The following is an 11412-nucleotide window of genomic DNA, read 5'->3' on the forward strand; positions in this document are numbered from 1 at the left end:
CCCTCCGCCTACAGCTTCATCAGATTGCTGTCGTCGACCGAAGCGGAGTGCCTGGTCCGGAAGATGGACACGATGATGGCCAGACCGACGACGACCTCCGCCGCCGCGACCACCATCGTGAAGAAGGCGATGATCTGACCGTCCAGCGTCCCGTGCATCCGGGAGAAGGTCACCAGCGCCAGGTTCGAGGCGTTCAGCATCAGCTCCACGCACATGAACAGCACGATCGCGTTGCGGCGGATCAGCACCCCGGAGGCGCCGATGGTGAACAACAGGGCCGACAGGTACAGGTAGTTGACCGGATTCACTCCGCGCCCTCCTCGTGGTTCGGGACGGGCTCCAGGGACTTGCGCGGGCCCGCCACCGCCGGGCGCTCCGACGGCGGGCGGCCCAGCCAGTCCGCCGTGGAGTTCTCCAGCTCCGCCATCCGGCGCAGCATGTCCCCGCTGACGTCCCGCACCTGGCCGCGCTCGCGCAGCGTCGCCATCACCGAGTCCTCGGAGATGGTGCCGTCCGGCAGCAGCGCCGGCACGTCCACCGCGTTGTGCCGCGCGTACACGCCCGGCGCCGGCAGCGGCGGCAGCTGCAGGTTGTCGCGCACCCGCTGCGCCGCCAGCTCCCGCTGCGTCTTCGGCGCCCGCACGTGCTCGCGGTGCGTCAGCACCATCGCGCCGATCGCCGCCGTGATCAGCAGCGCGCCCGTCACCTCGAACGCCCACACGTACCGGGTGAAGATCAGCCGCGCCAGACCCGGCACATTGCCCTCGGCGTTCGCCTCCGACAGGCCCGTGAAGTGCCCCAGCTTCGCGTGGGCGATCCCCGCGATCAGCAGCGCCCCGAAGCCCAGCCCGCACAGCGCCGCGGCGACCCGCTGGCCCTTCAGCTGCTCCTTGAGCGAGTCCTCGCTCGTCACGCCGACCAGCATCACCACGAACAGGAACAGCATCATGATCGCGCCGGTGTACACCACGATCTGCACCACGCCCAGGAACACCGCGCCCTGCGCCATGTAACAGACCGCCAGCGCCAGCATGGTCGCCGCCAGGCACAGCGCGCTGTGCACCGCCTTGCGCATCAGCACCGTGCCCAGCGCGCCGCCCACCGCGAGCACCGCGAGCACCCAGAACTGGACGGCCTCACCCGTGGAGGTCGTCCCGGCCGCCGCCGCGAGATGCGTCATCACTGCCGCGCCTCCTTCTCCCGGTCGGTGTGCTCCTGCTGAACCGTCCCCGGCGCCGCCGCCGTGATCTCGCCCCGGTAGTACGCGCCCTCGTCGGCGCCCGGGAAGATCGCGTGCGGGGAGTCGACCATGCCCTCGGACAGGCCCACCAGCAGCTGCTCCTTGGTGAAGATCAGATCCTTGCGGGAGGAGTCCGCGAGCTCGTACTCGTTGGTCATCGTCAGCGCCCGCGTCGGGCACGCCTCGATGCAGAGCCCGCACAGGATGCAGCGGGCGTAGTTGATCTGGTACACCGCGCCGTAGCGCTCACCGGGCGAGTAGCGCTCCTCGTCCCGGTTGTCCGCGCCCTCCACGTAGATCGCGTCCGCCGGGCACGCCCAGGCGCACAACTCGCAGCCGACGCACTTCTCCAGGCCGTCCGGATGCCGGTTCAGCTGGTGGCGGCCGTGGAAGCGCGGAGCGGTCGGCTTCTTCTGCTCCGGGTACTGCTCGGTCAGCCGCTTCTTGAACATGGCCTTGAAGGTCACGCCGAAGCCGGCGGCCGGGCCGAGGATCGACGGGCGATCGCCCCGCTCGGGGCGGTCCGCACGATCGGACTGGTCGGACATCTCGGTTCAGCTCCCCTCGGAATGGTCGGCCCCGTTGAGGGCGTCCTGCAGTTGCTTCGGCGCGCGCGAGGGCCTGCGCGGCACCGGTGGCAGCACCTGGCCGGGCAGCGGCGGCACCGGGTAGCCGCCGGCCATCGGGTCGAACTCGCCCTGATCGAGGGCCGGTTCGGGCTCCGGCTGCTTGCGGAGGAAGTCCCGCAGCAGCGCCAGCAGCAGGACCACGCCCACCGGCGCGCCCACGTACAGCACCACCTCGCCGAAGCCGTACCCCTCGTTGCGCAGCGCCCGCACACTGGCGATCAGCACCAGCCACACCAGCGAGACCGGGATCAGCACCTTCCAGCCCAGCTTCATGAACTGGTCGTAGCGCAGCCGCGGCAGCGTGCCGCGCAGCCAGATGAAGAAGAACAGCAGCAGCTGGATCTTCAGCGTGATCCACAGCATCGGCCACCAGCCGTGGTTCGCGCCCTCCCAGAACGTCGACACCGGCCACGGCGCCCGCCAGCCGCCCAGGAACAGCGTCGACGCCACCGCCGAGACCGTCACCATGTTCACGTACTCGGCCAGCATGAACATCGCGAACTTCAGCGAGGAGTACTCGGTGTTGAAACCGCCCACCAGCTCGCCCTCCGCCTCCGGAAGGTCGAACGGCGCCCGGTTCGTCTCACCCACCATCGCGATGATGTACACGATGAACGACACCGGCAGCAGCGCCGCGAACCACGTCGGCTGCTGGTGCGAGACGATCTCCGAGGTCGACATCGACCCCGAGTAGATGAACACCGCCGCGAAGGACAGACCCATCGCGATCTCGTAGCTGACCATCTGCGCCGCCGACCGCAGCCCGCCCAGCAGCGGGTACGTCGAACCGGAGGACCAGCCCGCCAGCACGATCCCGTAGATCCCCACCGAGGCCGTCGCCAGGACGTACAGCAGCGCCACCGGGAAGTCCGTCAGCTGCAACGGCGTGCGCGTGCCGAAGATCGACACCTCGTCGCCCGCCGGGCCGAAGGGGATCACCGCGAAGGCCATGAACGCCGGGATCGCGCAGACGATCGGCGCCAGGACGTAGACCACCTTGTCCGCGCCCGTGACCACCAGGTCTTCCTTCAACGCCAGCTTCACGCCGTCCGCCAGCGACTGCAGCAGCCCCCACGGGCCGTGCCGGTTCGGCCCGATGCGCAACTGCATCCAGGCCACCACCTTGCGCTCCCACACGATCGCGACCAGCACCGTCCCGACCAGGAACGCGAAGCAGAACACCGCCTTCAGCAGCACCAGCCACCACGGGTCCTGCCCGAAGAAGTGCAACGTCTCGTACGGCTGCGGAGTCATCACGCCTCCCCTTCCGCTCCGGCGCCCTCGGCCCGCACGGGCCCGGCCGCGGCGATCGTCACCAGATGGCCGACCGTCGTGCCGAGGGCGCGCTGCGCGCCGCCCGGCGTCGAGTTCAGCGGCACCCACACCGTCCGCTCCGGCAGCGAGGCGGTCACCTCCAGCGGCAGGGTCACCGAACCCGCCGGGCCCGTCAGCCGCAGCCCCTCACCGTCCACCGCGCCGACCTCCAGCGCCGTCGCCGGCGAAAGCCGCGCCACCGCCGGGTGCCGGGTGCCCGCCAGATGCGGATCGCCCTCCTGCAGCGACCCCTCGTCCAGCAGCAGCCGCCAACCCGCCAGCACCGCCTGACCGGTGGCCGGGCGCGGCAGCACCGCCCGGTGCGCCGAGGGCCCGGCCGGGCGGTCGCCCTCCCACGGGGCGAAGGCGTCCAGCTCCAGCCGCGCCGCCCGCACGTCCGGCAGGCCCAGCCGGTGGCCCAGCGCGTCCGCCAGCATGTCCAGCACCCGCAGGTCCGAGGGCAGATGGCGCGTCACCTGCTGGTCCGGCTTCAGCGCGGCCTTGAACATCCGCACCCGGCCCTCCCAGTCCAGGAACGTGCCCGCCTTCTCCGCCACCGCCGCCACCGGCAGCACCACGTCCGCGTGCGCCGTCACCGCCGAAGGCCGCAGCTCCAGCGACACCACGAACGGCACCGCCGCCAGCGCCTCCTCCGCCAGCGCCACGTCCGGCAGGTCCTCCACACCGACCCCGCCGACCAGCAGCGCGTCCAGATCGCCCTCGGCCGCCGCCGTCAGCAGATGGCCCGTGTCCCGGCCCGGCCGCGACGGCAGCTCCGCCACGCCCCACACCCGCGCCGCCTCGGCCCGCGCCGCCTGCGAGGCCACCGGGCGCCCGCCCGGCAGCAGCGAGGGCAGCGCCCCCGCCTCCACCGCGCCGCGCTCCCCCGCCCGGCGCGGCACCCACGCCGTCCGCGCCCCCGACGCGTGCGCCAGCCGCAGCACCGCCGTCAGCGCACCCGGCACCGCCGCCAGCCGCTCGCCCACCAGGATCACCGCGCCCGGGCGGCGCAGCAGCTCCGCCGCCCGGCCCGCGTCGTCGTTCAGCGGCTCCTCCGAGGCCAGCGCCGAGAACCACTCCGGCTCCGTCCCCGGCGCCGCCGGCAGCAGCGCGCCGCGCAGCTTCACCAGGCCCCGCGAGGCGAACGCCGCCACCGAGAACACCCGCTGGTTCCTGGTCCGCGTGGCCTTGCGCAACCGCAGGAAGACGATCGGCGACTCCTCCTCCGGCTCCAGACCCGCCAGCAGCACCGCCGGCGCCTGCTCCAGCTCCTCGTACGAGAGGCCGCCGCCGTCCACGTCCACCCCGCGGCCGGCCACCGCCGCCGCCAGGAAGTCCGCCTCCTCGCCGCTGTGCGGGCGGGCCCGGAAGTCCACGTCGTTGGTGCCCAGCACCACCCGCGCGAACTTCCCGTACGCGTACGCGTCCTCGACCGTCACCCGGCCGCCCGCCAGCACACCCGCACGGGCACCGCGCAGGCCCTGCGCCGCGCGCGCCAGCGCCTCCGGCCAGGAGGCCGGGACCAGTTCGCCCTCGGCATCGCGCACCAGCGGGGTCGACAGGCGGCTGCGCTGCTGCGCGTACCGGAAGGCGAAACGGCCCTTGTCGCAGTTCCACTCCTCGTTCACCGCCGGGTCCTCGCCCGCCAGCCGGCGCAGCACCTTGCCCCGGCGGTGGTCCGTGCGCTGCGCGCACCCCGAGGAGCAGTGCTCGCACACGCTCGGGGAGGACACCAGGTCGAACGGGCGGGAACGGAACCGGTAGGCCGCCGAGGTCAGGGCGCCCACCGGGCAGATCTGGATCGTGTTCCCGGAGAAGTACGACTCGAAGTCGTCGCCCTCGCCGGTGCCGACCTGCTGCAGCGCCCCGCGCTCCACCAGGTCGATGAACGGGTCCCCCGCGATCTGCTGCGAGAAGCGGGTGCAGCGCGCGCACAGCACGCAGCGCTCCCGGTCCAGCAGCACCTGGCTGCTGATCGGCAGCGGCTTCGCGTAGGTGCGCTTCATCCCCTCGAAGCGGGAGTCCGCGGCGCCGCTGGACATCGCCTGGTTCTGCAGCGGGCACTCGCCGCCCTTGTCGCAGACCGGGCAGTCCAGGGGGTGGTTGATCAGCAGCAGCTCCATCACGCCGCGCTGCGCCTTCTCGGCCACCGGCGAACTCAGCTGGGTGCGCACCACCATGCCCTCGGCGACCGGGATGGTGCAGGAGGCGACCGGCTTGCGCTGGCCCTCGATCTCGACGATGCACTGCCGGCACGCACCGGCGGGATCCAGCAGCGGGTGGTCGCAGAAGCGCGGGATCTGGGTGCCGATCGTCTCGGCGGCCCGGATCACCAACGTCCCCTTGGGGACCTGAACTTCGACGCCGTCGATGGTGAGCGTGACCAGTTCGACCGCGGTCTCGGAGGCGGTCGGCTCGGTGATCGTCACGCGTGCACCTCCCTTTCGGTGGCGGACGGGTGTCCGGGGCGGGGGCCGTCGGCCCAGACGGTGGAGGCGGCCGGGTCGAACGGGCAGCGGCGCTCGGCCAGGTGCTGCTCGTACTCGGCCCGGAAGTGCTGGAGCGAGGAGACGATCGGGCTCGCCGCGCCGTCGCCCAGGGCGCAGAAGGACTTGCCGTTGATGTTGTCGGCGATGTCGAGGAGCTTCTCCAGGTCCCCGTCGACGCCCTGGCCCGCCTCGATCCGCTTCAGCAGCTGGACCAGCCAGTAGGTGCCCTCGCGGCAGGGGGTGCACTTGCCGCAGGACTCGTGGGCGTAGAACTCCGTCCAGCGGGTGACGGCCCGCACCACGCAGGTGGTCTCGTCGAAGACCTGCAACGCCTTGGTGCCGAGCATCGAGCCGGCCGCGCCGACGCCCTCGTAGTCCAGCGGGACGTCGAGGTGCTCCTCGGTGAACATCGGGGTGGAGGAGCCGCCCGGCGTCCAGAACTTCAGCCGGTGGCCGGAGCGGACGCCGCCGCTCAGCTCCAGCAGCTGGCGCAGGGTGATGCCCAGCGGCGCCTCGTACTGGCCGGGGTTGGTGACGTGACCGGAGAGCGAGTACAGCGTGAAGCCGGGGGACTTCTCGGTGCCCAGGCCCTTGAACCACTCCTTGCCGCGGGCCAGGATCGGCGGCACCGAGGCGATGGACTCCACGTTGTTGACCACGGTCGGGCAGGCGTAGAGGCCCGCGATCGCCGGGAACGGGGGCCGCAGCCTCGGCTGGCCGCGGCGGCCCTCCAGGGAGTCCAGCAGCGCCGTCTCCTCGCCGCAGATGTAGGCGCCGGCGCCCGCGTGCACGGTGATGTCGAGGTTCACGCCGGAGCCGAGGATGTCCCGGCCCAGCAGCCCCGCCTCGTACGCCTCGGCGACGGCCGCGTGCAGGCGGCGCAGCACCGGGACGACCTCGCCGCGCAGGTAGATGAAGGCGTGGTCGCAGCGGATCGCGTAGGAGGCGATGACCATGCCCTCGATCAGGACGTGCGGGTTGGCGAACAGCAGCGGGATGTCCTTGCAGGTGCCCGGCTCGGACTCGTCGGCGTTGACCACCAGGTAGTGGGGCTTGCCGTCGTTCTGCGGGATGAACTGCCACTTCATCCCGGTGGGGAAGCCCGCGCCGCCTCGGCCGCGCAGGCCCGCGTCCTTGACCAGGGCGATCACGTCGTCCGGGGGCATGGCCAGGGCCGCCTTGAGGCCCTCGTAGCCCTGGTGGCGGCGGTAGGTGGCGAGCGTCCAGGGGCGGGTGTCGTCCCAGGAGGCGGACAGGACGGGGGTGAGCAGCTTCTCGGCCGGCTCGGCGGAGGTCATCACGCTTCGGTCCCTTCGCTGGTGCCGCCGGTCTCGGGGCGCGGGGAGACGATGCGGGCGCCGGGGGTGCCGGGCAGCGCCTCGCCCCGGGCGAGGCGCAGGCCCGCGAGCGAGGGGTCGCCGCCGGCGCCGGACTCGTCGTTGGCGCCGGGGCGCTCGTCGGGGAAGCCGGCCAGGATGCGGGCGGTCTCCTTGAAGCCGCACAGCCGCGCGCCCCGGGTGGGCCGCACCTCGCGGCCGGCCCGCAGGTCGTCCACCAGCTGCTTGGCGCTCTGCGGGGTCTGGTCGTCGAAGAACTCCCAGTTGACCATCACCACGGGCGCGTAGTCGCAGGCGGCGTTGCACTCGATGTGCTCGATCGAGATCGCGCCGTCCTCGGTGGTCTCGTTGTTGCCGATGCCCAGGTGCTGCTGGAGCTCGGCGAAGATCTGGTCGCCGCCGAGCACCGCGCACAGGGTGTTGGTGCAGACCCCGACGTGGTACGTGCCGGCCGGGCGGCGCCGGTACATCGTGTAGAAGGTCGCCACGGCGGTGACCTCGGCCGTGGTGAGGTCCAACTGCTCGGCGCAGAAGCGGATTCCGGTCGCGCTGACGAAGCCCTCCTCCGCCTGCACCAGGTGCAGCAGCGGCAGCAGCGCCGAGCGGGGCTGCGGGTAGCGGCCGATCAGTTCGGCGGCGTCGGCGGCCAGGCGGGCGTGCACCTCCTCGGGGTACGGCTTGGCCGGCAGTGCCGGCAGTCCGAGTTCGACGTTGGTCACCGGTCCACGCCTCCCATCACCGGGTCGATCCCGGCCACCGCGACGATCACGTCGGCCACCTGGCCGCCCTCGCACATCGCCGCCATCGACTGCAGATTGGTGAACGACGGATCCCGGAAGTGCACCCGGTAGGGGCGCGTCCCGCCGTCGCTGACCACGTGCACGCCCAGCTCGCCCTTGGGGGACTCGACCGCGGCGTAGGCCTGGCCGACCGGGACGCGGAAGCCCTCGGTGACCAGCTTGAAGTGGTGGATCAGGGCCTCCATCGAGGTGCCCATGATCTTGCGGATGTGGTCGAGGGAGTTGCCCATCCCGTCCGGGCCGACCGCGAGCTGGGCCGGCCAGGCGATCTTCTTGTCGGCCACCATCACCGGGCCCGGGCGCAGCCGGTCCAGGCACTGCTCGACGATGTGCAGCGACTGGCGCATCTCCTCCAGGCGGATCAGGAAGCGTCCGTAGGAGTCGGCGGTGTCGGTGGTGGCGACCTCGAAGTCGTAGTCCTCGTAGCCGCAGTAGGGGTCGGACTTGCGCAGGTCCTGGGGCAGGCCCGTGGCGCGCAGGATCGGGCCCGTCGCGCCCAGGGCCAGGCAGCCGGCCAGGTCCAGGTGGCCGACGTCGACCAGGCGGGCCTTGAACACCGGGTTGCCGGTGGCGAGTTTGTCGTACTCGTGCATCCGGGAGCGGATGGTGCGCACGGCCTCGCGGATCTGGTCCACCGCGCCGGGCGGCAGGTCCTGCGCCAGGCCGCCGGGGCGGACGTACGCGTGGTTCATCCGCAGGCCCGTGACCAACTCGAAGGCGTCCAGGATGAGTTCGCGGTCCCGGAAGCCGTAGATCATCAGGGTGGTGGAGCCGATCTCCATGCCACCGGTGGCCAGGCAGACCAGGTGGGAGGAGATCCGGTTGAGCTCCATCATCATCACGCGGATCACGCTGGCGCGGTCCGGGACGTCGTCGGTGATGCCGAGCAGCTTCTCGACGGCCAGGCAGTAGGCGGTCTCGTTGAACAGCGGGGTGAGGTAGTCCATGCGGGTCACGAAGGTGGTGCCCTGGACCCAGCTGCGGAACTCCATGTTCTTCTCGATACCGGTGTGCAGGTAGCCGATGCCGCAGCGGGCCTCCTTCACCGTCTCGCCGTCGATCTCCAGGATCAGCCTCAACACGCCGTGGGTGGACGGGTGTTGGGGGCCCATGTTGACGATGATGCGCTCGTCGTCGGCGCGGCCGAGGGCCTCGACCACCTCGCCCCAGTCGCCTCCGGTGACGGTGAAGACCCGGCCCTCGGTGGTGTCGCGGGCCTGCGCTTCCTGCGCTTCCTGTGCTTCCCGCGCCTCGTGCGCTTGTTCGTGATGCACGGTGCTCATCAGCTGTACGACCTCCGCTGGTCGGGTGCCGGGATCTGGGCGCCCTTGTACTCGACGGGGATGCCGCCGAGCGGGTAGTCCTTGCGCTGCGGGTGGCCCAGCCAGTCGTCCGGCATCATGATCCGGGTCAGACCGGGGTGGCCCTCGAAGACCAGGCCGAAGAAGTCGTAGGTCTCGCGCTCGTGCCAGTCGTTGGTCGGGTAGACGTTGACCACCGACGGGATGCGCGGGTCTGCGTCCGGCGCGGTGACCTCCAGGCGGATCAGCCGGCCGTGGGTGAGCGAGCGCAGGTGGTAGACCGCGTGCAGCTCCCGGCCCTTGTCGCCCGGGTAGTGCACGCCGCTGACGCCCAGGCACAGCTCGAAGCGCAGCGCCGGATCGTCGCGCAGGAGGCGCGCGGTCTCCAGCAGGTGGGCGCGGTCGATGTGGAAGGTCAGCTCGCCGCGGTCGACGACGGTCTTCTCGATCACCTCGGCCGGGTCCAGGCCCTGCTCCTCCAGCGCGCCCTCCAACTCGTCGGCCACCTCGTCGAACCAGCCGCCGTACGGGCGCTCGCTCGGGCCGGGCAGCACGACCGGGACGGCCAGGCCGCCGAATCCAGAGGTGTCGCCGCTGCCCTTGGCGCCGAACATGCCCTGCCGGCGGCCGACCACCTCCACGGGGATCTCGCGCACCGGCCGCTCGCGGCGGGTCTCGGGTACCTGGTCGTTCATCGCAGCTGCCCCCGCATCTCACTGATCGGGGTGGCCTTCAGGGCCAGGGCCTCGCCCAACTCCTCGGCGCGGCGCCTGTTCACGCCCAGCGGCTCGTGCTGGATCTTGTCGTGGAGCTTCAGGATGGCGTCCATCAGCATCTCCGGGCGGGGCGGACAGCCGGGCAGGTAGATGTCCACCGGGACGATGTGGTCGACGCCCTGCACGATCGCGTAGTTGTTGAACATCCCGCCGGAGGAGGCGCAGACGCCCATCGAGATGACCCACTTGGGGTTGGCCATCTGGTCGTACACCTGTCGCAGCACCGGGGCCATCTTCTGGCTCACCCGACCCGCGACGATCATCAGATCGGCCTGGCGGGGGGAGCCCCGGAAGACCTCCATCCCGAACCGGGCCAGGTCGTAGCGGCCGGCGCCGGTGGTCATCATCTCGATCGCGCAGCAGGCCAGACCGAAGGTCGCCGGGAAGAGTGACGCCTTGCGCACCCAGCCGGCGGCCGTCTCCACGGTCGTGAGCAGAAAGCCGCTCGGCAGCTTCTCCTCGATTCCCATCAGATCCCTCTCAATGCCCTCAAGATGCCCTCAAGTCCTCGGATACGTCGGCCGGTTGCGGCTTGACCGCTCCTCCGCCCGCCTTTTCGCCCCCGCCTGCAGCCCGCTTGTCCATACGTTCACAAGGGGGCGTGCGGGTGCGGGGCGAGCGGCCGGCCGACGGGTGGGCTGCCGCCCTTCGCTCAGTCCCACTCCAGGCCGCCGCGACGCCAGACGTAGGCGTACGCGACGAAGACGGTGGCGATGAACAGGAGCATCTCGACCAGCCCGAAGATCCCCAGGGCGTCGAAGGTCACCGCCCAGGGATAGAGGAAGACGATCTCGATGTCGAAGACGATGAAGAGCATCGCCGTCAGGTAGTACTTGATCGGGAACCGACCGCCGCCCACGGGCTGCGGGGTCGGCTCGATGCCGCACTCGTACGCCTCCAACTTGGCCCGGTTGTAGCGCTTCGGGCCGGTGAGAGAGGCCATCACGACGGAGCCGACCGCGAACGCCGCCGCGATGGCACCGAGTACGAGGATCGGCGCGTAGGCATTCATAGCCCCCGCTCCCTCCGTCCAGTCGTCCTTGACTGCAGATCGGAACCGGCGGGTCACACAGAGGTGAACCCGCGCCCCGGTTCCCGCGATCCGCCTCATGTGAGGCAGTTCACAAGGCCCGGAGTGAGCGCATCCTATGCCTGTTGGCTTGTGATCTGCGACACGCAGATCGTCGGCATCTTTGTGATCTACAACACTGTGTGGGTGAGGGCGAATGTGAGCATGCCCATAAATGTCAACGCAAAGACGTCAGATGGTCACAAGCAGTCGCAATAGCTTGTGGAGTTGCTGGTCGGGGGCGTGCTTCTATATCAACTATGCGTCGGAGTGGGCAAATTTCTGGGCGCCATGTTGACGTGTTATAGCGGCTCACTCTGAGGGGTGGTGGTGGGGGGAACGTGTGCTTGACCCTTCGTTCACAAGCGCGCGAACGCGCGCGTGGGGGTCCTTCTCCCCCTCCCCCCGGCGGCGGGGGGGGGGGGGCGGGGGGGGCGGGGGCGGGGGGCGGCGGGGC

At 71.0% G+C, this 11412-nt stretch carries 11 protein-coding genes; all 11 read right to left on the reverse strand.

Annotated elements, in window-relative coordinates; all coding sequences use genetic code 11:
* Positions 1-8 precede the first annotated feature (8 nt).
* The 11 genes from nuoK to ACIBCA_RS25625 all read right to left on the reverse strand — a co-directional run bounded on the left by nuoK (position 9) and on the right by ACIBCA_RS25625 (position 10898).
* Positions 9-308 carry an NADH-quinone oxidoreductase subunit NuoK gene (gene nuoK, locus ACIBCA_RS25575; RefSeq protein WP_030235394.1) on the reverse strand — a complete coding sequence of 100 codons (300 nt, stop codon included), beginning with the start codon at positions 306-308 and terminating at the stop codon, positions 9-11.
* Entirely contained in the window at positions 305-1180 is an 876-nt protein-coding gene (locus ACIBCA_RS25580) for an NADH-quinone oxidoreductase subunit J (protein WP_396285330.1), read from the reverse strand. Before ACIBCA_RS25580 ends, nuoK begins: the two co-directional genes overlap by 4 nt.
* Positions 1180-1788, reverse strand: coding sequence for an NADH-quinone oxidoreductase subunit NuoI (gene nuoI / locus ACIBCA_RS25585; RefSeq protein WP_396285331.1), 609 nt, complete (start codon positions 1786-1788; stop codon positions 1180-1182). The genes ACIBCA_RS25580 and nuoI overlap by 1 nt, the downstream gene beginning before the upstream one ends.
* A gap of 6 nt (positions 1789-1794) precedes the next feature.
* Positions 1795-3123, reverse strand: coding sequence for an NADH-quinone oxidoreductase subunit NuoH (gene nuoH, locus ACIBCA_RS25590; RefSeq protein ID WP_396285332.1), 1329 nt, complete (start codon positions 3121-3123; stop codon positions 1795-1797).
* A complete protein-coding gene (locus ACIBCA_RS25595; RefSeq protein ID WP_396285333.1) occupies positions 3123-5612 on the reverse strand; it encodes an NADH-quinone oxidoreductase subunit G in 2490 nt (829 codons plus the stop codon). The genes nuoH and ACIBCA_RS25595 overlap by 1 nt, the downstream gene beginning before the upstream one ends.
* Entirely contained in the window at positions 5609-6970 is a 1362-nt protein-coding gene (gene nuoF / locus ACIBCA_RS25600) for an NADH-quinone oxidoreductase subunit NuoF (RefSeq protein ID WP_396285334.1), read from the reverse strand. The genes ACIBCA_RS25595 and nuoF overlap by 4 nt, the downstream gene beginning before the upstream one ends.
* Positions 6970-7728 (reverse strand): NADH-quinone oxidoreductase subunit NuoE, encoded by a 759-nt coding sequence (gene nuoE, locus ACIBCA_RS25605; protein WP_396285335.1) that lies wholly within the window; start codon positions 7726-7728, stop codon positions 6970-6972. Before nuoE ends, nuoF begins: the two co-directional genes overlap by 1 nt.
* Positions 7725-9092 (reverse strand): NADH-quinone oxidoreductase subunit D, encoded by a 1368-nt coding sequence (locus ACIBCA_RS25610; protein WP_396285336.1) that lies wholly within the window; start codon positions 9090-9092, stop codon positions 7725-7727. The genes nuoE and ACIBCA_RS25610 overlap by 4 nt, the downstream gene beginning before the upstream one ends.
* A complete protein-coding gene (locus ACIBCA_RS25615; RefSeq protein ID WP_396285337.1) occupies positions 9092-9805 on the reverse strand; it encodes an NADH-quinone oxidoreductase subunit C in 714 nt (237 codons plus the stop codon). Before ACIBCA_RS25615 ends, ACIBCA_RS25610 begins: the two co-directional genes overlap by 1 nt.
* On the reverse strand, positions 9802-10356 hold the full coding sequence (locus ACIBCA_RS25620; RefSeq protein WP_031079294.1) for an NADH-quinone oxidoreductase subunit B family protein: 555 nt from the start codon (positions 10354-10356) through the stop codon (positions 9802-9804). Before ACIBCA_RS25620 ends, ACIBCA_RS25615 begins: the two co-directional genes overlap by 4 nt.
* Before the next feature lie 182 nt (positions 10357-10538).
* Entirely contained in the window at positions 10539-10898 is a 360-nt protein-coding gene (locus ACIBCA_RS25625) for an NADH-quinone oxidoreductase subunit A (RefSeq protein WP_030060100.1), read from the reverse strand.
* Positions 10899-11412: the final 514 nt, after the last annotated feature.

The organism is Kitasatospora sp. NPDC051170, from assembly GCF_044455705.1.
Lineage (GTDB): Bacteria > Actinomycetota > Actinomycetes > Streptomycetales > Streptomycetaceae > Kitasatospora.